Origin of the sequence: Bartonella sp. CL100XZDX, from assembly GCF_042195375.1 — a bacterium.
Classification (GTDB): domain Bacteria; phylum Pseudomonadota; class Alphaproteobacteria; order Rhizobiales; family Rhizobiaceae; genus Bartonella.
Genome location: NZ_JBHIOH010000008.1, coordinates 1 through 20,913 on the forward strand (window position 1 = coordinate 1; position 20,913 = coordinate 20,913).

The 20,913-nt window shown below is 37.9% G+C and carries 16 protein-coding genes and 1 tRNA gene; 12 read left to right on the forward strand and 5 right to left on the reverse strand.

The window, feature by feature from the left end; translation table 11 throughout:
* Positions 1 to 112 precede the first annotated feature (112 nt).
* Positions 113 to 187: transfer RNA gene (locus ACFILU_RS00790), tRNA-Gly, on the reverse strand.
* 186 nt (positions 188 to 373) lie between these two features.
* On the opposite strand from ACFILU_RS00790, the gene ACFILU_RS00795 reads away from it, so the two are divergent.
* The 7 genes from ACFILU_RS00795 to ACFILU_RS00825 all read left to right on the forward strand — a co-directional run bounded on the left by ACFILU_RS00795 (position 374) and on the right by ACFILU_RS00825 (position 8,802).
* The gene (locus tag ACFILU_RS00795) at positions 374 to 1,351 is read left to right on the forward strand and encodes an ABC transporter substrate-binding protein (protein ID WP_375674369.1); all 978 of its coding nucleotides are present in this window, start codon (positions 374 to 376) and stop codon (positions 1,349 to 1,351) included.
* A gap of 64 nt (positions 1,352 to 1,415) precedes the next feature.
* Complete coding sequence (locus ACFILU_RS00800) at positions 1,416 to 2,312, forward strand: ABC transporter permease (RefSeq protein WP_273790095.1); 897 nt, start codon at positions 1,416 to 1,418, stop codon at positions 2,310 to 2,312.
* A complete protein-coding gene (locus ACFILU_RS00805; RefSeq protein ID WP_273790094.1) occupies positions 2,305 to 3,099 on the forward strand; it encodes an ABC transporter ATP-binding protein in 795 nt (264 codons plus the stop codon). Before ACFILU_RS00800 ends, ACFILU_RS00805 begins: the two co-directional genes overlap by 8 nt.
* Before the next feature lie 4 nt (positions 3,100 to 3,103).
* Positions 3,104 to 4,144, forward strand: a complete 1,041-nt coding sequence (gene holA, locus ACFILU_RS00810; RefSeq protein ID WP_375674370.1) for a DNA polymerase III subunit delta — start codon at positions 3,104 to 3,106, stop codon at positions 4,142 to 4,144.
* Between the two features lie 1,956 nt (positions 4,145 to 6,100).
* Entirely contained in the window at positions 6,101 to 7,030 is a 930-nt protein-coding gene (locus tag ACFILU_RS00815) for a prephenate/arogenate dehydrogenase family protein (RefSeq protein WP_375618338.1), read from the forward strand.
* A gap of 410 nt (positions 7,031 to 7,440) precedes the next feature.
* Positions 7,441 to 8,295, forward strand: a complete 855-nt coding sequence (locus tag ACFILU_RS00820) for a YihY/virulence factor BrkB family protein (RefSeq protein ID WP_273790091.1) — start codon at positions 7,441 to 7,443, stop codon at positions 8,293 to 8,295.
* 30 nt (positions 8,296 to 8,325) lie between these two features.
* Positions 8,326 to 8,802 (forward strand): YaiI/YqxD family protein, encoded by a 477-nt coding sequence (locus tag ACFILU_RS00825; protein ID WP_273790302.1) that lies wholly within the window; start codon positions 8,326 to 8,328, stop codon positions 8,800 to 8,802.
* Positions 8,803 to 8,804: 2 nt separating this feature from the next.
* Here ACFILU_RS00825 and ACFILU_RS00830 read toward each other — a convergent pair whose 3' ends face one another.
* A complete protein-coding gene (locus ACFILU_RS00830; protein WP_273790090.1) occupies positions 8,805 to 9,500 on the reverse strand; it encodes a TlpA disulfide reductase family protein in 696 nt (231 codons plus the stop codon).
* 32 nt (positions 9,501 to 9,532) lie between these two features.
* On the opposite strand from ACFILU_RS00830, the gene argH reads away from it, so the two are divergent.
* The 5 genes from argH (at position 9,533) to ACFILU_RS00855 (ending at position 16,002) form a co-directional block, all read left to right on the forward strand.
* Positions 9,533 to 10,933: an argininosuccinate lyase gene (argH, locus tag ACFILU_RS00835; protein WP_375674371.1), complete on the forward strand. Its 1,401-nt coding sequence runs from the start codon at positions 9,533 to 9,535 to the stop codon at positions 10,931 to 10,933.
* 51 nt (positions 10,934 to 10,984) lie between these two features.
* Positions 10,985 to 11,164 (forward strand): LPS translocon maturation chaperone LptM, encoded by a 180-nt coding sequence (locus ACFILU_RS00840; protein WP_273790088.1) that lies wholly within the window; start codon positions 10,985 to 10,987, stop codon positions 11,162 to 11,164.
* A gap of 8 nt (positions 11,165 to 11,172) precedes the next feature.
* Entirely contained in the window at positions 11,173 to 12,453 is a 1,281-nt protein-coding gene (gene lysA / locus ACFILU_RS00845) for a diaminopimelate decarboxylase (protein WP_375674372.1), read from the forward strand.
* A gap of 126 nt (positions 12,454 to 12,579) precedes the next feature.
* On the forward strand, positions 12,580 to 15,009 hold the full coding sequence (locus ACFILU_RS00850; RefSeq protein ID WP_375674373.1) for a TIGR02302 family protein: 2,430 nt from the start codon (positions 12,580 to 12,582) through the stop codon (positions 15,007 to 15,009).
* A 222-nt stretch (positions 15,010 to 15,231) separates the two neighbouring features.
* Positions 15,232 to 16,002, forward strand: coding sequence for a class I SAM-dependent methyltransferase (locus tag ACFILU_RS00855; protein WP_375674374.1), 771 nt, complete (start codon positions 15,232 to 15,234; stop codon positions 16,000 to 16,002).
* A 909-nt stretch (positions 16,003 to 16,911) separates the two neighbouring features.
* Here ACFILU_RS00855 and ACFILU_RS00860 read toward each other — a convergent pair.
* The 3 genes from ACFILU_RS00860 to tsaD form a co-directional block, all read right to left on the reverse strand.
* Positions 16,912 to 17,592 (reverse strand): response regulator transcription factor, encoded by a 681-nt coding sequence (locus ACFILU_RS00860; RefSeq protein WP_273790084.1) that lies wholly within the window; start codon positions 17,590 to 17,592, stop codon positions 16,912 to 16,914.
* 905 nt (positions 17,593 to 18,497) lie between these two features.
* On the reverse strand, positions 18,498 to 18,932 hold the full coding sequence (locus ACFILU_RS00865) for an EVE domain-containing protein (RefSeq protein ID WP_375674375.1): 435 nt from the start codon (positions 18,930 to 18,932) through the stop codon (positions 18,498 to 18,500).
* 587 nt (positions 18,933 to 19,519) lie between these two features.
* Positions 19,520 to 20,614 (reverse strand): tRNA (adenosine(37)-N6)-threonylcarbamoyltransferase complex transferase subunit TsaD, encoded by a 1,095-nt coding sequence (tsaD, locus tag ACFILU_RS00870; RefSeq protein WP_375674376.1) that lies wholly within the window; start codon positions 20,612 to 20,614, stop codon positions 19,520 to 19,522.
* Between the last annotated feature and the right edge of the window lie 299 nt (positions 20,615 to 20,913).

Genomic DNA, 20,913 nt, shown 5'->3' on the forward strand with positions numbered 1-20,913 from the left:
CATCTTTAAAACTCTTTGAGAAAAAATAAATTGGTACAAAACCTAGTGGCAAAATATACAAAACCCGCTGGCAAGCTACATCCATACAAGAACGAATAAATACAAAATTCAATGGAGCGGGCGATGGGATTCGAACCCACGACCCCAACCTTGGCAAGGTTGTGCTCTACCCCTGAGCTACACCCGCTTACCGATTCGATATATGTCTTGTCTGTATGGCGTAGGCTTCTACGAATTGCAACAAAAAAATATCATTTTAGTTTGATTTATTTTGTCCATGTTTAAATAAAATGAAATAAAGATTGATTTTAGAAAATTCTTCAGTAATAAATTATTCCTTTTTTAATTTTTGCATGGAGAGGGGTGGAATATAATGTTGAAGAGAATAAATATATTAGGGATTATCATTGCAACTGTTTTTATGGTGAACAGTGTTGCAAAGGCCGATGACCAAGTTAAACACGTTAAAGTTGCAATAACGCAAATTATGGTCCATCCTGCTGCGGATGCTGTTCGTAAAGGTGTGGAAGATGTGCTTGCAGCAAATGGTTATAAGCAAGGTGAAAATTTTCAACTTACCGTTTTATCAGCGCAGGGTAATATTTCAACAGCAACGCAAATTGCACGTAAATTTGTTGGTGATAAACCCGATGTTATTGTAGCAATTACCACGCCTTCAGCACAAACGATGCTTGCGGCAACAAAAACAATTCCTATCGTCTTTGCAGCGATTTCTGATCCTATCGGAGCTAAAATCGTTTCTTCACTTACCAAACCTGGCGGTAATATGACGGGGAGTTCTGATCGTATAGATGTTGCAGAAAGTGTTAGACTTTTACAAGAAGTAAAACCAGATTTGAAAAAAATTGGTTATCTTTATAATGCTTCTGAGGCAAATTCTGTTTCGACACTTAAAACGTTAAAGGATGTAGCAAAAAAAGCTGGAATTGAAATTATTTCCTCATCGGCACCAAAGCCTTCAGATGTGCAGGCAGCAACACGCGCTTTAATCGGTAAGGTCGATATTATTTTTGTTCCTGCTGATAATACGATTTTATCTGTTTTAGAAGGTGCAATAAAGGTCTCAGAGGAAGCCAATATGCCTGTATTTACTGTTGATGCTAATACTATCGGGCGCGGGCCTTTTATGACGCAAGGTGTGAATTTCTATGATGTAGGGGTTGATGCTGGAAAATTGGTCGTGCGTATTCTAAAGGGTGAAAAACCTGGTGATATTGATGTTGTGCAGGCAGCTAATAATGACATTCGAATTGATTTGAAAGCAGCCCAAAAAGCAGGGATTGTTATTCCGCAGGCAGTTATTGACCGTGCAACAAAAGTGATTCAATAACTTTTATTGATCAAAGTGTTGATCCTATAAAAATACGTTAAGTTTTCATGGAGATTGTTTTTACATGAATATATTTGCGTTTTCTGGTGCTGTGGAATTAGGCCTTATTTATGCGTTTGTTGCTATAGGGGTTTATCTTTCATTTCGGGTTTTAGATTTTCCTGATTTAACAGTTGATGGATCGTTTCTTCTTGGTTCCTGTGTCTGTGGTGTTTTGATTCTCTTGGGTTTCAATGCATGGACAGCTATGGCATGTGCTTTTTGTGCAGGTATGGTGGCTGGTTTATTAACGGCTATGTTGAATTTGCGTTTTGGCATTTTGAATCTTTTAGCTTCTATTTTAACAATGTCGGCACTTTATACGGTTAATCTTCGTATTATGGGAATTATGGGAGGGTCTAATGTTAATTTAGCTCTTGCTGATACGGCGTTAACGCCCTTTTATAATCTGTTTGGTTTGTCTGATATTTTTGTGCGTCCTCTTTTCGTTGGTATTGTGTTGCTCGTTATGGCGTTTTTGATTTGGCGCTTTTTGGAAAGTGAAATTGGTCTTGCTATGCGTGCAATGGGAGCTAATCCACGCATGGCGACGGCGCAAGGTGTTCATACATCAGCATTGATATATTTTGGAATGGGGCTTTCCAATGCGTGTGTGGCACTTGGTGGTTCTCTTTATATTCAAACTGCGATTGCAACAGATATTACCGGTGGAATTGGAACAATTGTTTTTGGATTGGCAGCCGTGATTATCGGTGAAACTCTCTTTCGTACGCGCAATATTTTTTGGATTATAATCAGCTGTATTGTAGGGTCTGTGCTTTATCGTGTGGCGGTGCAATTTGCATTTGAAGCAAATGGAATTGGTATTGATACGTCGACAGATCTTCAGTTGATTACTTCACTGTTGGTTATTTTAACCCTTATTGTGCCACGCTATTGGAGGAGGCGTAAACGTGATTGAATTTTTTCATGTTGGGGTCACATTTAAACCGCAAACACCTTTGGAAAAACAGGCTTTAATTGATATTAACCTGAAAATTGATCAGGGTAGTTTTGTTACGGTTATTGGTTCAAATGGTGCTGGTAAATCAACTTTGCTCAGTGTTTTAGCGGGTGCAACGCTTCCTTCAACAGGGAAAGTGGTTATCAATGGACAAAATGTTTCTAGGCAATCAGTCAGTGAACGCGCTGGAAAAATTGCTTGTGTTTTTCAAGATTCGTTAGAGGGAAGTTGTGGTTCTTTAACAATTGAAGAAAATTTGGCTCTTGCTGCTCTTCGAGGAAGTCGTCGTGGTTTGCGTGCGGCTTTAAATTATGAGAAACGGCAATTTTTTCGAGAGAAAATTGCTCAATTAGGCATTGGTCTTGAAGCATATATTCATAATCCTATGGATAGTTTATCAGGTGGGCAACGCCAAGCAGTTTGCCTTGTGATGGCAACGTTAGCACATGCGGATGTTTTATTGCTTGATGAACATACCTCAGCACTTGATCCTGGAATGGCTGATTTTGTGATGCGGTTGACTGAAAAAATCGTTGAAGAGAAAAAATTAACGACTATCATGGTGACTCATTCTATGCGTCAGGCTCTTGATTATGGCGATCGCACCTTGATGTTGCATGGTGGAAAAGTGATTTTGGATGTCTGTCATGAAGAGCGTAAGGGCTTGAATGTCAATGATTTAATTGGCATGTTTCAGAAAGTTCGCGGGGAAGTTCTTGATGATGATGAACTGTTAATGGATTAATAATGTGGCTCAGAAAAAAGCACATGAAGTTGATCAGTTTTTAACGCGTTTTTCACGTGCTTTTCCTATTGTTCTCATTTATGGGCCAGATCGTGGTCTTGTTTGTGAGCGTGCACAATGTTTTGCAAAACTTACACAGGTAGCAATAGAAGATCCATTTTCGACAATTCGTTTGGATGCTGCTGAAATTGATAAAGATCCTGCGCGTTTGGAAAATGAAGCGCGTACGTTATCGCTTTTTGGGGGAGATCGTTTGATATGGATCTCTAATGCGGCTAATCAAAAAGGTTTTCTTGCTGCCTTAAAACTTTTAATTGAGAAGCCACCAGAAGCTTGTTTTATACTCATTGAATCAGGGGATTTAAAAAAAGGAACAGGGTTGCGCAATGCTGTTGAAACGGCGTCAAAAGCGATGGCTTTGCCCTGTTTTGCCGATGATATGCGTTCTCTTGACGGTTTGATTGATGAGGTTTTAAGGCAGTTTAAGAAGACTATTTCTTTGGATGCACGTAGATGGTTGCATGAATGTTTAGGGGCGGATCGCCTTGTATCACGAGGTGAATTAGAAAAGCTTTGTCTTTACGCTGCAAATGCTCACGTTACTCTTGAAGATGTGAAAGCTGTTGTAAGCGATGTCAGCGCTCTTTCTCAAGATGAAGTCATTGATGCTCTTTTATTGGGCGATATATCAGGCTTTGAAGTGCATTTTAATCGACATGCAGCAGTGCATGGGGCACTTTTTTTAATTTTGAGTACAGCTCAAAGGCATTTTCAGCAATTACAGCTATTGCGTTATCAGGTAGAGGTTGAAGGAAAATCGCCTTTTACGGTTGTTTCTGAAGCTCGTCCTCCCATTTTTTTTCAACGGAAAAAGATCGTTGAACAAGCTTTAAAATATTGGAAATTAGAACAAATTTCTTATGCAATGGAAAGAATTCAGAGTGCTGTTTTAGACAGTCGTAAAAATCCACTTTTGGGCGAAGCTATCATTCGTCAAGTTTTGTTAGGGCTTACAATTATTGCACGACGCCAGATGGCAGCTTAACAGCCTAGAAATATAATGATTTTTTATTTTTGGTATACCACAGAGGCATTTTCAGCAATTAAAACTGTTATGCTATCAAGTAGAGGTTGGTGGAACTTGTATTTTTGAGGATGCATTTTAGGAGCTTGAAAGCTTGATAGAAATTTTTCTTCAAAAGAAATAGTTTATTTTCAAAAGGCCATTTTGAAACAGTTTTATTATTTTGTTGTATCGTAAAGTACTGTTTTTTAGAGTAGTGATACGAGGCTCATATCAAATTTTATGTATTCGATGTTTTTTTGTGTGGATATTTGGTGAATATTAGGTTGGTTCATAGAGTCTTAATGGAGTAACACCCCCATGTAAAACAGAGTATCTCAAACAACAGAAGACACTTGTATGGTAGATTCATACGCTTTCTTAGAAATATTTTTTAATGCGCGTCATATCTATTTCGCGGCGGTGTTTATGAATGGTGTAGAAGTAAAGTTCCTTGTGAAGAATATAAAACCCATAGAGCAACTCTATCTTTACGCTTAATAAAAGTGCAAGTCGACACTCATTATATACTTTGCTAGCCTCTAATGTTGCTACAGTTTTTAGCATTAGAAAGCGTTTTTCATCATTTTTTCTCACATGTCTTCTTGTGACGTGTAGAAAAGAGATTCTAATTGATAAGAGGGTTTGTGATGGAAGAATTTTACAGTATTCGAAGTTATGATTCAAATTGAAAAAAATTATTATTTTTATAAATCAATATACTATAGATTAATTGAATCACATAAAATAGTGAGCCAGAGGAATCTTTTAGACAAGAAAATGAACGGTGTGCAGATCTGTATGAATTAAGAATCTTCGTGGGATGAGGAGAAGGTCAAAATAGATTATGATGAAAACGACAGCACCTATGGGGAAACTTTTATGTTTGATACAGAGATGATTATCTTAGCAATGAATGTGTCTCATAAACAAAGCTAGCCATTGTTTATTATTAATAATTTATTATTTTTCATATTGAATCAATCAGAACAATGTCTTTTGCACGTTATAAGTGGGGGCGTGTGGATAAAAACTGTGCAAGAAAGCACTAAAAATGCCTCTTATGAATGCTCTCAAATTCCAAGGTTTTTTGCAACATTGGGGGTAGCAAAATATAATAATAGTGTTTTATTAAGTGTAAAGAGGGTCGTGCTTAATGGATTTATAGTTATAACATTTACGAACATTGTCGTGAGATAGGCTGGGGAGCGAGATGCCTTTTTAAAACAAACGCATGAATTTGTAATCCAAATCTATTCTATTTAGGGCGTTCTATTTTACGCGAGGGGTGTGATTCCATTAAAGGGATGTTCTGTGTTTTTGTTATCAAACTTTTTCTTTATTGAGAGGGCGTGTTTTTCTCATATTTATTTGATTTATGGTATCCGGAATCGGGAGAGGAAAATGTTTTTAATGGTATCTTTTGGTATGCGTTGTTTTACGGTGTTTTCAATATTCGCGAAACTTATGTTGATGTTGTAGGTGGAGTCGTAATACGTTTTTATATAGGTCTAATGTACAAATTAATGAACGTATCGGGATAATTGGAGAAGAGTTAGTGTCTGCTTACGCTTTTGATGTGTTTTTTTGTGAGTAAATTAGTAAGATAAAGTAAACTGATGGGATTTTATGTAGAGTCGTTGTTATCCTAATTGAGAGTGCATTTTATTTTGTTTCGGTGATGCGCTTTGATCAGTAATTAAGAGGGAGTTTTAGAGCGTGATGTTAGATTTCTCGTCATTTATTTTTTATGTGTTTTCTAGGTAAAGTGATCTGTTGTCAGCTTGCGCAGGTGATAATTGGTAAACTGCGTTATTCTTTATTCCCTAGTTGTCATTTTTTAATGTTTTACGCATAACTCTTGAACAAACAAACAAGAAAATTATGATTTTACAATTGTCTTTATTGCCATTTGCAAAGAATCTTTGAAGGTGAAAGATGCTCCATATTCAGTTTGAAAAAATAGCACTCATTGGGATCGGTCTGATTGGGTCTTCTTTAGCAAGAGTGATTAAAAAGAAAAATCTTGCGGCTCAGATTTCTATTGCAACACGTCGTCCAGAAACCCTGAAAAGAGCGCGTGAATTGGAGCTTGGGGATTTTTATACGACAGATAATGCAAAAGCTGTTGAAGGAGCAGATTTGGTTATTCTTTCTGTTCCTGTTGGAGCTAGTGCAGAAGTGGCAAAAACTATTCGTGATCATTTAAAACTTGGTGCGATTGTGAGTGATGTTGGTTCTACGAAAGCGTTGGTTATTGCGGAAATGGCACCTTTATTGCCAAAAACGGTTCATTTTATTCCAGGGCATCCAATTGCTGGAACGGAATATTCAGGACCGGATGCTGGTTTTGCTGATTTATTTATGAATCGTTGGTGTATTTTAACGCCTTTTGCGGATAGCGATGCTGCTGCTGTCGCACAATTAACAGCGTTTTGGGAAGCTTGTGGTGCGCGTGTCGAAAAGATGGAACCTAAGCATCATGATCTTGTTTTGGCTATTGTTTCACATTTACCCCATTTGATTGCGTATAATACTGTTGGGACAGCGAGTGATTTAGAAAAAGTAACAAATTCGGAAGTGATTGCTTATTCCGCTTCCGGTTTTCGTGATTTTACGCGTTTAGCATCTTCTGATCCCGTTATGTGGCGAGATATTTGTTTGCATAATAAGGATGCTATTTTAGAAATGTTGAGCCGTTTTAGTGAGGGGCTTGCTTTTTTAGAACGGGCAATTCATTTAGGAGATGGTGAGACACTGTTTAACTTTTTTACACGTACGCGTGCTGTACGTCGCAATATTATTGATGCTGGACAGGAAATTGATGCTCCTGATTTTGGACGTCAGAGTGTTTCTAAAAAAGGGTGAATAAAAGCAAGGGGGTTTTGTTGAATTTCGTTGGTTTTTTCTAGAAATCGATAAGAAGTTTTTTCTTTATTCAGTCATAGATTGCAATAAAAAGGAGGGGCGATTGCTCCGATACAGATAATCATGACTTCAAAAGGTTTTATGTGTGCACGATCATCTTGCTTAGCTCTCTATAGGGCATATGATGTACAGAAGAGGTTACTGATCTGTAGAAGTAACAAAAAAATGAGGTCGTTGTAGAACTTCATAGAGTGGGTTATTGTTTTTGTTTTGGTATAAAGTCGGGCTTGACCGTATTGATTATTGACCTTTATATTGCAACATTGCAAAATGTTTATTTGCAGAGTTTTGATGATTTTTATAAAACTTGAAATAGACTGAGGAAGAGTTTTACCAGAAAGTATTGAGTTTTGTTAAAAAATATCTTTTGGTATAGCTATCGTATTTTGGGTGACGCAGTAAGTCATTATTGGCGTGATAATGGGAGTGCTTTTGCAAGCCATGTTGCGCTATCGGGGCTTTTAGCATTTTTCCCTTTTTTTATTTTTGGAACATCGTTTGCTCGTTTTCTAGGGGCTTTTACCTATACACCGCAAAAAATTAAAGCACTGGTGCAGTTATTGCCTGATGTTATTGCAGAGCCTTTATCTCAGGAAATTGTCAATGTTTTAACCATTCATCGAGGAGGTGTGTTGACGCTTTCTGTCATTGGAGCGGCTTATTTTGCTTCTAATGGGATAGAGGCTTTGCGTACGGCTTTAAATAAAGCTTACCGTGTTACTGATCGACGGAGTTTGTTATTTTGTCGTTTTCAAAGTCTGTTTTTTGTAATCCTTGGAGCTGTTGGTCTTGTTGTGATTAGTTTTTTATTGATTCTGGCGCCTTTGTTGATCAAAATTATGCAAAATCATTCTTTTTTTATGACTGAATATATTGCTGTTATTCGTGTATGGCGTTATACAGTTGCAATCGTTATTTTGTTTATCAGTCTTTTGATTGTTCATAAATGGCTTCCAGCAGGGCGGCGGAAAATTATAGATATTTTACCAGGAATAGTGGTGACAATGTTTATATGGTTTATGGCTTCTATCGCTTTTGCGCAATATTTAACGATGTTTGATTATATTTCTACCTATGCAGGGTTGGCATCTATTATGGTTGCTATTATTTTTCTCTACATATTGAGTGCAATTTTTATTTTGGGAGGAGAAATAAACGCGGCGATAATGTTTTATCGCAAGGATTTGCAACATTCAGATGAATGAAAGAGCTTATTATTGCTTGAAAGCCAAGGTATGAATATCCCAATAAAGCCTGCTATCACTTTGTTGATTGATGCGGATGCTTGTCCTGTAAAAGATGAAGTTTATCGTGTGATGAATCGTTATCAGCTTAAGACATTTGTTGTGGCAAATCGTTCTTTGTCCCTTCCAGATGAAGCACTCATTGAAAGAGTGGTCGTTGCTGGTGAATTCAATGGTGCTGATGATTGGATTGTAGAACATGTGCATGAGGCAAGTATCGTTATTACCAGTGATATTCCTTTAGCAGCACGGGTTGTGCAAGCTGGGGGTTTTTGTCTTTCGCCAACGGGGCGTATTTTTGATGTAAATTCAATTGGTCAGGCTTTGGCGATGCGCAATTTGATGGAAGATTTGCGTGGACAGGGCAGTATAATAGGTGGTCCCCGTCCTTTTTCTCGTAAAGACCGTTCTGCTTTTTTGTCAGCACTGGATCTTGTTATACAACGTTTAAAAAGACGCGGTTATTAAAGTTATAGGGCTTCTTTAATGACTGCTTTTATAAGTGCTTTGGCATCGTCATTGGCCCATGGAGCTGCACCATTGAAAGAAGCAATGAGATATCCCTCTTTATCAATGAGCAATGTAATGGGGAGTCCTAAAGCGAGCCCCTGTTTTCTAACATTGTTGAAAATATCCATTGTTTCATCGCGATAGTAAAGCAAATTATCTGAATGAATATTCTGTAAAAATTGCTGAATTTTTTCAGGAGAAGCAGTTTTATCGATATTAATAGCTATGACATCAAAGTTTTCTCCACCTAATTCACGTTTTAATTGCGCAAGTTCAGGCATTTCTGTGCGGCAAGGTGCACACCAAATAGCCCATAGATTGACCAGCATTGGTTTTCCAGTAAATTCGCTGAGTGTGTGCTCTTTTCCTAGAATATCCTTGAAAGAGAGTTTATTCATATCTGAGGGCGTATCAGCAAATCGTATGTGGCTAAAAAAGCCTTTTGCTGCTTTTCGTATCGCCATCATTTTTTCTGCTCGTGCTTTATTAATGTTTATTTCTTGTGCTTGTGCTGCTGAAATGAAATTGAAAAGAAAAAACTCTCTTTTGGTATCGTAGTTTATGGTTGCGTATAAACTCAATGCAATGATAAAGAATGCAAGGGAAAGTTGCCTTTTTTTATTGTTTTTTTTGCTGATGAAAATTTGAAAAATCATAATTTTGTCCTTTGGATGGGTGTTTTCAGAATATGACAGATGAGAAGTTAAAGAACCAAATGTGGGGTGGTCGGTTTGCGGCAGGCCCTGCTGCAATTATGGAAGAAATTAATGCTTCTATTGATTTTGATCAAAAACTTTATCGACAAGATATTGAAGGTTCTCTTTCTCATGCAGCTATGTTAGCGCAAACGAAAATCATTTCACAATCAGATTATGAAAAAATTGTTCATGGTTTGAAACTTATTCGCCAAGAAATTGAAGACGGTAAATTTGTTTTTTCACGAAAGCTTGAAGATATTCATATGAATATTGAAGCGCGGCTGAGCGAATTGATAGGTCCTGTAGCTGGGCGTTTGCATACGGCGCGTTCACGCAATGATCAAGTTGCTGTTGATTTTCGCTTGTGGGTACGTGAAGCAACGCAAAAGATAGCACAAGCTTTAAAAGGATTGATAGAGCAATTACTTATTCGCGCAGAACAACATGTTGATACCTTTATGCCAGGCTTTACGCATTTACAATTGGCTCAACCCGTAACATTGGGTCATTATATGATGGCTTATGTTGAAATGTTTGGTCGAGATTTATCGCGGATGCGTGATGCTCTTGAACGAATGAATGAATCGCCTTTAGGAGCGGCTGCTTTAGCGGGGACAGGCTTTCCAATTGACCGTTTTATGACAGCAAAAGCGCTAGGCTTTCGCGAACCTACACGCAATTCAATTGATAGTGTTTCAGATCGTGACTTTGCATTGGAATTTTTAAGCGCTGGCGCTCTTTGTGCAACACATCTTTCACGTTTAGCAGAAGAAATAATTCTTTGGTCAAGTGAACAGTTTTGTTTTATTCATTTATCAGATGCTTTTTCAACGGGTTCGTCTATTATGCCACAAAAGAGAAATCCTGATGCGGCAGAGTTAGTACGAGCGAAAGCAGGTCGATTGAATGGTGCGCTTATGGGATTGTTAACGGTGATGAAAGGATTACCGCTTGCTTATTCAAAGGATATGCAAGAAGATAAAGAATATGTGTTTGATGGGGCTTTGAGTTTGGAATTATCACTAGCAGCAATGACAGGGATGATTGCTGATTTGAAAGTGAATAAAAAAGCCATGAAACAAGCAGCGAATTTAGGGTATGCAACAGCTACAGATTTTGCTGATTGGCTTGTACGCGAATCAGAGATTCCTTTTCGCGAAGCACATCACATCACAGGGTGTGCTGTGGCATTGGCAGAAAAAAAACAGTGTCGCCTCCATGATTTATCATTAGATGAACTTCAAGCAATTTGTCCTGATATCAATGCGACACTTTTTGATGTTTTGACCGTTGAAAAATCTGTTGAAAGTCGCAAAAGCTTTGGGGGAACAGCGCCTTCAGAGGTTTTTCGGCAAATTGCGTATTGGAAAAAGCGTCTCGTGAGCGCTTGAGTGATTGTATTTTAAAGGTAAAAAAGAGATCGAGATGAGGAAAGAGGACAGATGAAAATTATATTAAAGGGGGTGATGATTGTCCTTTTGGGGGGCTTGGGTATCGTTGGGTGTGGGCGTAAAGGGTCATTAGAGTTACCTCCTTCAACAGGAGTGAATTCTTCACAAGGAACTTTTGTTCCTCAAGGCAAAACAGATAAACCTTTTATTCTTGATAGGTTGATACAATAGGGATTTTTATGCGTTTTTTTTCTTATCATCAGGGTGTGCTCCACGCTGAAGGTCTTTCGCTTTTGGAACTTGCGCGGAAAGTTGAAACACCTTTTTATTGTTATTCAGCTAGCGCAATCGTTGCACATTTTAAAGATTATCAGAATGCATTTCATGATATGCCGAGTTTAATTGCTTATGCGGTTAAAGCGAATTCCAATCAAGCGGTTTTACAACTTTTAGCTAACAATGGAGCGGGAGCTGATGTGGTCTCAGAAGGGGAATTACGGCGTGCACTTGCTGTTGGTATTCCTGCGCAGAATATTGTTTATTCTGGTGTTGGTAAAACAGTGAAAGAAATAGATTTTGCTCTTGCACAAGATATTTATTGTTTTAACGTTGAATCAGAGCCAGAACTTGAACAATTATCGGCGCGGGCTGTTGCGCTTTCAAAAACGGCTCGTATTTCTTTACGTATTAATCCTGATGTGGATGCTAAGACTCACAAGAAAATTACAACAGGTAAGTCTGAGAATAAATTTGGTATTCCACTGTCTTTGGCGGGTGATGCATATAAAAAAGCAGCCCAATTGCCCGGTCTTCATGTGTGTGGTGTTGATCTCCATATTGGCAGTCAAATTTGTGATTTAAAACCGTTTGAAGATGCATTTGTTATTGTTGCAGATTTTGTGCGTCAATTATGGAATAATGGTTATGCGATAACCCATATCGATATTGGGGGCGGGCTTGGTATTTCTTATGGTTATGAGCAGCATCCAGTGCCTTCTCCTTTTGAGTATGCAGCACTGGTAAAGAAACATATTGCGCCTTTAGGGATCAATATTATCTTAGAACCTGGGCGTAGTATTGTTGGTGAGGCTGGTGTGTTGGTGACATCGGTTGTGTATTTAAAAAAGGGGGAAGGACGAAATTTTGTTATTGTTGATGCGGCGATGAATGATTTCATGCGTCCAACGCTTTATGATGCGTGGCAAAATGTAATGCCAGTGAAAAAAACACCAGTAGATGCCCCTCTGATTAATGCTGATATTGTTGGTCCTATTTGTGAAACTGGTGATTATTTAGGCTTGGAACGTTCTTTACCAGTGTTGAAAGCGGGTGATGTTTTGATGTTAACAGGAGCAGGGGCTTATGGCGCAGTGATGGCAAGCACTTATAATAGTCGACTTTTGGTGCCGGAAGTTTTGGTTCAGGATACACGTTATGCAGTCATTCGTCCACGCCTTGATTATGCACAATTGATAGGCTGTGATCATATTCCAGATTGGATTGAGCCCAAATTAGATTGAGCATTATTAAATATTTTGGGTCTTATTTTTACTAAACTTTGATGAAACAATTTATTTTCTAGAAATTGTTTTGTATGGGGTTTATGATCTTAATGCACCACGATAAAAGGGGATAAATGCTTGTTTATGAAAAATAAAAACATCAAAGGTTTTGCAATGAAGCTTTTATGTGTGCGCATTTTGATGTGGGGGATCCTTTCATTTGAACGGATGTGGGTACGGTTGTTGCCATTTTTCCTCGTTCTTAGTCTCTTTTGTTCGTTTAGCTGGTTGGGACTTTTTGGCATTTTGGGCTATTGGTCACATTTGCTCTTACTTGGGGTTATACTTGTTTGTGCTGGGGCAAGTTTGTTTTTTCTTATTCGTTTTCGGTTTCCCACAATGCGGGAAGTAAATTGCCGCCTTGAACGCGTCAATGATCTTAGACACCAGCCTTTGAATATTCAGACAGATCGTTTATGTTCTGAAAATGATGAAGATTTTAGTGCTGTTATTTGGCGTGAACATCAACGCCGAATGGCAAAGCAATTATACCATTTAAAAACTGGATTTATCTCTCTTAATAGTGCGGATTATGATCCTTTGGCTTTGAGGGCTTTGTGTGCTCTTCTTTTTGTGTGCGCTTTTAGTTTTTCTTTTGGTTCACAAGGGGGGCGTTTGGCTGATGCCTTTGATTTTCGTCCTGTCGTTGATGAAAAACTCATGCGGATTGATGCTTGGGTAACACCCCCAGCTTATACCGGTGTGGCACCGATTTATTTGACAAAAGATGAGAAAACACAACTAGAAATCCCTGAAGGGAGTAATGTTGTTGTGCGTGTTGTCAATGGAGCTGGTATTACAGTAAAAGCAAAGTCTGTAGAAGATGGGAGGGAAGTTTCGTTTTCAGAGAAAACGGAACAAACAGCTTTGAATGATCCAATCGTTCATTTTGAAACACATTTAAAGCATTCAATAAATTTATTTGTATCATCACGTCGTAAAAAACAGCAGTGGCATTTGCAGATAATTAAGGACAAGCTTCCGACAATTCATTGGCTGGAAAAACCAGGGAGGATTTTAACGGGATCGTTGGAGTTACGATATGTGGTGGATGATGATTATGGTGTGACAAAGGCTTTTGTTGAAATAGAGCCTTTTCTTCCTCAGAATAAAAGTGCTTCTTCTCTTTATAATGCTCCGGAAATAGAGCTTCTTCTTCCGCGTGGTGGAAAGGGGAAAATGCGAATGGTGCAAGATATATCAGCGCATCCATGGGCAGGTTCGCAAGTCAAAATTACTTTGGTGGCAGAAGATGGTGCGGAGCAGAAAGGTCGTAGCAAAACTTTTGTTATGATATTACCACAGCGTATTTTTTCGAATCCTGTTGCACGCGCAGTGGTTGAATTGCGTCGTCTATTAGCGCTTGATGCTTCTGTGAAAGAGCGTGTATTGGATATGCTTTCTGCTTTGCTTGTGCGTCCAGAAAAGGGGTTGCAAAATGCATCGCATTTTATTGTTCTACAAAGTGCGTGGACAAGACTTTCTTTAGCACAAACAGACGAGGATTTGCGCGATGTGGTGGATTATTTATGGCAAATTGCTTTGGGTATTGAAGATAATCAGCTTGAATCCGTGCAAAAAAAGTTAAAACAAGCACAAGCTGCTTTACGTGATGCACTGCGTTATGGTGCTTCAGCGGCAGAAATTGAACGGCTTATGGCAGATTTACGTCAAGCTATGGATGAGTATATTCGTGCTTTGGCTGAAAAAGCACCGGATAGTCAAGTTTCTAAAAATTCTAAAAGCTCAAAAAGTCCTAATCTTTCTGAATCTACATTACAAGAAAAACTAAATTTAATTGAGGAAATGGCTAAAACGGGCTCTTCTTTAGCAGCTGAACAACTCTTGGCGGAAGTTGAACAGACGCTTGATCATTTGCATGTGCAAAAAGGCAATCAAAATGAGGGAGAAAAAAGCCAATCTGCACAAATGAAAGAAAAGATGGACCAGCTTGGAGATTTAATGCGTCGTCAGCAAGAAATTCTCAATGAAACACATCAGTTAGAGATGGAACAAAAACGCGGAGAAGATGTGCCAGAAACACAAAAAAAATCTTTAAAAAAACGTCAGGCTGAATTGCAGTCTGAATTATCAACATTAGAAAAAGAATTATCAGAACAAGGATTTGAAACAGGGGGCGCGTTGAAAAGGGCAGAAGAAAAAATGAATTCTGCGGAAAATGCTCTTGATAATGGAAATCATCAGGTATCTATACAAAATCAGTCTGGTGCTTTGGAATCTTTGAGGCAAGGTGCACAAAATGTTTTGAAAAAAATGCGCGAAACACTCAAAGAAACGGGAGATGATCAAAATGCTGATTCTGGTCCTAAAGATCCGTTAGGACGTCCACTTTCTTCAAAAACAGATGAAGAACAAGAAGGCGAGGCACTACCACAAGAAAGTGATCAAATGCGTACGCGGCAGATTTTGGATGAAATTCGCAAACGTCTTGGTAAAGAGCATCTTTCAGAAGAAGAAAAAAACTATCTTGAAAGATTGCTTCATTTTAATTAACCAATGTTGGCTTTTTTCTTAATTGATGTCAAAAACAGTGTATGAAGAACCTCTATGGAGTTCATCTCCCAAAAAATGATTAAAGTGCTTGTAAGGCAATAATTATCCTGCTGTACTGATTTTTTGATCATTTAAGTTTAAAATATGAAATATTAAAATGTTCGCTATTGCGGAAAAAGAGCAGAAGTCCATATAAGTTTGGTATATGAAAATCTGTAATGTTTGAAATTTGTTTCTACATGGTATGTTGAGTTGGATATCGTTACGCTGAAAGATTTTTATGCTTCTGCACTTGGGCTGCGTGTGCAAAAGACGCTGTTTGACCAATTGAATTTATGGTGGCCTGATCTTACGGATAAACGGATTATGGGGTTGGGTTATGCGCTTCCTTATCTTTCTACATTGCGTGAACGTGCCCAACAATGTTTTGCTTTTATGCCAGCTTCTCAGGGTGCTTCGCCTTGGCCTTGTGCTGAGCAAGTTGCTACAGCGCTTGTTTTTGAAGAAGATTTGCCACTTCCTGATGCGTCAGTTGACTGTATTTTATTGGTACATGCATTAGAATATACAGAAAATTCGTTTGAAACGTTGAATGAAATATGGCGTGTTTTAGCACCCAATGGCCACTTGATCGTTATTGTACCTAATCGCTCTGGCTTTTGGGCGCGCAATATTACTACGCCCTTTGGTTATGGCGAACCCTATAGTCGGCAACAAATTACTCGTTTGTTCGAAAAAACAAATTTTGTTTCTGGGCCAATACAAGAAATTGTACATTATATGCCCTCTACGGGTTATGTTTCGCGGTTGTTCTCATTTTTTTATGAGCCATTTGCACGCTATCTTTTGCCTTATTTTGGTGGACTCTTAATGTGTCAGGCACAAAAACGTGTTTATCAGGGTTTGCTCGTACAGCGTCGTCAGTCGCGACGTATTTTTATTCCTGCTTTATCACCACAAGTGCGGAATATTTTAATTTATAAAGATAATTAATCATTTTGCCATTGGCATAAGAACCGCAAATATAGAAGGATTCTCTTATTTCAATTTTTTGCATTTACAATTAAAAAATATTCTTTTGTACATTATATGTGGAATTGGCATGTGAATAAAAAATCTCAAGTATCTATATACCGAACCATATTTCATGAATAGTGGAAACATTTTAAGAGAAAAAATGCTGGTATCTTCGTAAGCATAAAAATAGCAGAGTCCGAGGGATCTTGCATAATATGGTTCATGGTGGTTAAAACTGTACAAGGAAGGATTAAAATGCTTCTTATGAACCATCTCAAGTGTCAAGGGCTCCTCTGCAACATCGAGATCTAACATAAGTGTGTGATGGTGCCGGTTTGTTCTTTTATAAGGGTAAAGATGGTGGTGCTCAATGGCTTTATCGTTAGGATAAACATTTAGCGTTATATCATTAATTATACAACCTCTTAAGAGGAGATAAAATCATAAAGAATGGAGGAAAACTATAAAGATAAAAAACATCTCTCAATTTAGGCTAGTGAATGTGAGATAAAGCAGTGCGTGGAGCGGTTTTTCTGAAAAAAATAATCATAAACAGCACTCATCTAAAGATGATAGTTATGATCAAGAATGTTGCTAAAAGATATCACGATTATTTATATGCGGAACATATTAAAAATTTTAGAAAGAACAAAAGCATGTGAAACAGAAGTTACAAAGTATATCGTGAGGTTTGAAAGCATTTTTGTTTCTGGTTCTCATGTTGAATATTTCGTTTTTTATTCATAATGTTATATATTTTGTCATAAGAGTACAGATAAGAGTAAGTTCTATGTAATAGCATTTGAATTATACGCGAAGTTTTTTCATCTCGTTTCTGTTTTCATTTAGGATATTAAAATTATTTTTGAAACAGTAAATCTCGAATTAAAGATTTAAACGGTAACCATTTTGATCTGTCATGAGAATTTGTGCATTGGAGGGATCGTTTTCGATTTTTTGTCGCAAACGATAGATATGGGTTTCTAAAGTATGGGTGACAATATTTTCATTATATCCCCAAACTTGTTCTAACAATGTTTCACGGCTGACAATTTTATCATTGGCATAATAGAGACATTTAAGGATCGCTGCTTCTTTTTCTGTGAGACAGATTTTATTGTTGCATTGATCAAGAAGAAGTTTTTGTCTTAGTTTAAAAGTATAGGGACCAATATGAAAGGTTGCGTCTTCATTTTGTTCATATTGGCGCAATTGTGCTCGAATTCTCGCTAATAACACCGCAAAGCGAAAGGGTTTTGTCACATAATCGTTGGCGCCTGTTTCAAGATCTAAAATATTATCGCAGTCTGTATCATAATTCGTTATCATGATAATGGGGGCGCGAAATCCTTGGGAGCGTAATTGTTTAACGGCTTTGCAACCATCAAGATCAGGAAGTTGAAGTCCCAAAATAGTGAGATCAATATTTTCTTCTTGGATTATTCTCATTCCCGCTTCTGCTGTTTTTGCTTGGAAAATTTTAAACTCTTGATGCATTTGCAATTGTTCTACTAAAATGGGGCGTAGATCATCGTCTTCAACGATTAAAAGAGTATAGTGGTTCATGTTTTTCCTTATAGGCATGTTGATGCACTGATTGGTATAGTTTCATGAAAAATGAGATTTCATGCAAGAAAAATTAAAAGAGAAAAATTAAAAAAGAGCGTTTCTAAAAAATAAACTTTTATAATTTCTAATGGTTGCTTGCTGAAAAGAAGGTATTCCGTCTGCAGAGTATTTTACGTATTGGTTGGAAGCGTTTTTTATGTTCTAGAACGTGTTTTAGCTATTGAGTGTCATCATCTTTACGCTTTATGGAGAAACAAGCTAGCACTATCATTCACTTTGCTAGCTCGTGGGTGTTGCGGATAGTCCTTGGCACTTGAGACGATTCATAGGAGGAATTTTTAGTCCTTTCTTTCACGGTTTTTATCCATACAGGACTTTCTCCGCTTGTAATGTGCAAGCAAATAGCTTTTGATTGATTCAATATAAACAGGTTGGGAATGAGAGAATCCTGCGGCATGAGGCGCACTCGTCCAACATGCAAAACAATGAACACGCAATATGATGCGTTTTTTAAGCGTGAAGAGAATTGTGCAACACCTAGCACATATGCACTGTTTAGGAGAACTTCACGATCGTTTTTATTGTTTTTATCCACGTTCAGTTTTGTTTTTTTGTTGCATTTGTGTGTGAAGGAGGCTGTGTGTTATGTTCGTGGTGGTGCTTATTATAATCGTTGAGCAAGCTTTGCCTTTAGCAATGCCGAAAAGATGCATCATAAAGAGGTTTTTTGTGTAATTTGGAAGGAGACTGTATTGAGAAAGAGTGCAGGATAAAAAATGACAAAAAAATATCATATTTATGCATTTAGCATAAGAATACCTCAACAGAAGGATGTGTTGAGCTTATTCTTCTGCGCTATGAAGCATCTTTTTATATGAGTTAATGAATAAAAAATTATTGTTTTAAGATAAAAGCATTTCCTCCTTAAGGTTGCCCATCAAACAGACTTCTTTCCATTCATCTTCTGTTACGGCTTGCACTGATAAGCGGCTGGCTTTGACCAGCACCATATTTGCTAGTTTGGGATTGGCTTTAATTTGTTTTAATGAAACAGGTGTTGGCATGTCACAAAGTGCACGGATGTCCACACATTCCCAGCGTGGATCAGAGCTTGTAGAATCAGGGTGCGCTTCAGCACATATTTCTACAATTCCTACAATTTCTAAACCTTTATTTGAATGATAAAAAAAACCTTTATCGCCATATTTCATAGCGCGCATATTATTACGGGCTTGATAATTGCGTACACCATCCCATTGTTCGCCATTAACTCCTTTTTTCTTTTGCATCTCCCATGACCATTTATGGGGTTCAGATTTAAAAAGCCAATAAGCCATGAGTTCTCCTTTTTCATAGATTGTTATGCATTTTTATAAGTATCTTTGTAATACCATCAACGATGATTTTTAAAATGGGGTAAAGAACGGCTATTATCTGTTTTTTCTTGTTTCAAAATAGAGAGACGCGCTCCATTGATATTTCATGTTGTATAAAGGTATTTTGCTCTTTTCTTATCTTTTCAGCTATGGTTTGAAATGCGGTCACTATAAGAGTTTTTGGGAAAAAATGAAGAAAATTGGTTCTAAAAAGCTTTAAGATTACAATGATAATGAAACGAATGAATGGTCAAAGATGAAGAGGTCAACGAATGGCATTCATATCTATGCTTCGTGGGAGAGAGTAGATCTTATTATGCTGTAAAATACCGTCATTTGAAATGTAATGATATAAGGCAGTTTTTTGAAACATGAAGGTTTTCAGAATATGTGGTGAATATTTAGGTTTACGTGTCGAGCTTTGGGTTAAGTGAATTGTGTGAATGGGAAGCAGGTTGGAATCTGCTCGATAGAGAATTCGGGCTATCTATAAACCGGATTGAGTAGAAATCTTCGTTCTTTAAGGTGTGTGTGGGACGTCAATTTTATTATGCTTTTGTTCCACGGCGTCCCATCCCGATCAAGGGCGCGGCTTTTTCATCTAATGGCCAGCGTGAGCGGGGTGCAATGTCAAGAGAGCTTGTTTCTCCTCGTGCGAGTTTTTGTGCACCGGCAAAAGCAATCATTGCAGCATTATCGGTACACAAGGAAAGAGGAGGGGCTATAAATTCAAAACCATGTTGATGGGCAAGGTCTTGCAACGTAGAGCGAATGGCTTGGTTTGCGGCAACACCGCCTGCGACAACCAAAGCAGGAGAACGCTTTTCTTGATCATGAGAGAGAGGATATTGGTGGGCAAAGTGTTGTAGGGCTAGGTGAATACGATCATGTACTGTATCGGTCACGGCGGCTTGAAAACTTGCGGCAATGTTAGCAATATCATTTTCTGTAAGAGGAGCTATGGCTGTTGCGGCTTGTCGAACAGCAGTTTTTAGTCCGGAAAAAGAAAAATCTAACCGTTTTTCACCTTTTAAAGGTCGTGGAAGGGGAATGCGATTTTTATCACCAAATAAAGCTGCTTTTTCAAGTGCTGGTCCACCAGGATAGGGAAGACCTAAAAGTTTTGCAGTTTTATCAAAGGCTTCTCCTAATGCATCATCAATGGTGGTTCCTAAACGTTGGTAGTTGCCTACTCCATGAACAATGATTGTTTGTGTATGACCTCCTGAAACTAAAAGTAATAAATAAGGAAAGCTGACGTTGTGCGTTAACACAGCTGTTAAAGCATGTCCCTCTAAGTGATTTACCGCAATAAATGGTTTGCCAGTGGCAAGAGAGAGTGCTTTTGCGCTCATAACGCCTACCAACAATCCTCCTATCAAACCAGGACCACTGGTGGCTGCAATGCCATCAATATCTTTTAATTTTGTGTTTGCTTCTGTTAGTGCTTGCAGAATTAAATGATCAAGAACTTCAACATGGGCACGAGCAGCAATTTCAGGAACAACACCGCCGTAAGGTGCATGGTGATCAATTTGACTCCAAACAACATTGGAAAGAATTCGGCTGTTTGATTCATTGTTATATTCAATGACAGCCGCTGCCGTTTCATCACAACTTGTTTCTATTCCCAGCAGACGCATTTTAAACAAAACCTTATATTGAAGCTTCTTTCTTGCGTGTGTACCATGAACAGAAAAAGATGGAAAGTATTTCTCTTAGAATTGATTTTTCTATGAAAAATATGTGTTTTGGCATTTTCTTTGAATTTTATGATATCGTTGATTAAAAAATAAAGCTGTATTTTCGAGTATAAAATGCAAATGTTTTTTTAAAAACTTGTCTATTAAAGGCGATAATTGTAAATATTATTGAGAAAAGCTGCATTTTTAAAACTTTTTTCATTTTATTATTTTATCATTAAAAAAAGTGTGCACGAAAA

Bases quoted from the DNA above. Each gene is read 5' to 3' on its own strand.
- ACFILU_RS00795 (WP_375674369.1), top strand. From the start codon at position 374: ATGTTGAAGAGAATAAATATATTAGGGATTATCATTGCAACTGTTTTT.
- ACFILU_RS00800 (WP_273790095.1), top strand. From the start codon at position 1,416: ATGAATATATTTGCGTTTTCTGGTGCTGTGGAATTAGGCCTTATTTAT.
- ACFILU_RS00815 (WP_375618338.1), top strand. From the start codon at position 6,101: ATGCTCCATATTCAGTTTGAAAAAATAGCACTCATTGGGATCGGTCTG.
- ACFILU_RS00825 (WP_273790302.1), top strand. From the start codon at position 8,326: ATGAATATCCCAATAAAGCCTGCTATCACTTTGTTGATTGATGCGGAT.
- ACFILU_RS00830 (WP_273790090.1), bottom strand. From the start codon at position 9,500: ATGATTTTTCAAATTTTCATCAGCAAAAAAAACAATAAAAAAAGGCAA.
- argH (WP_375674371.1), top strand. From the start codon at position 9,533: ATGACAGATGAGAAGTTAAAGAACCAAATGTGGGGTGGTCGGTTTGCG.
- ACFILU_RS00840 (WP_273790088.1), top strand. From the start codon at position 10,985: ATGAAAATTATATTAAAGGGGGTGATGATTGTCCTTTTGGGGGGCTTG.
- lysA (WP_375674372.1), top strand. From the start codon at position 11,173: ATGCGTTTTTTTTCTTATCATCAGGGTGTGCTCCACGCTGAAGGTCTT.
- ACFILU_RS00850 (WP_375674373.1), top strand. From the start codon at position 12,580: ATGAAAAATAAAAACATCAAAGGTTTTGCAATGAAGCTTTTATGTGTG.
- ACFILU_RS00860 (WP_273790084.1), bottom strand. From the start codon at position 17,592: ATGAACCACTATACTCTTTTAATCGTTGAAGACGATGATCTACGCCCC.
- ACFILU_RS00865 (WP_375674375.1), bottom strand. From the start codon at position 18,932: ATGGCTTATTGGCTTTTTAAATCTGAACCCCATAAATGGTCATGGGAG.
- tsaD (WP_375674376.1), bottom strand. From the start codon at position 20,614: ATGCGTCTGCTGGGAATAGAAACAAGTTGTGATGAAACGGCAGCGGCT.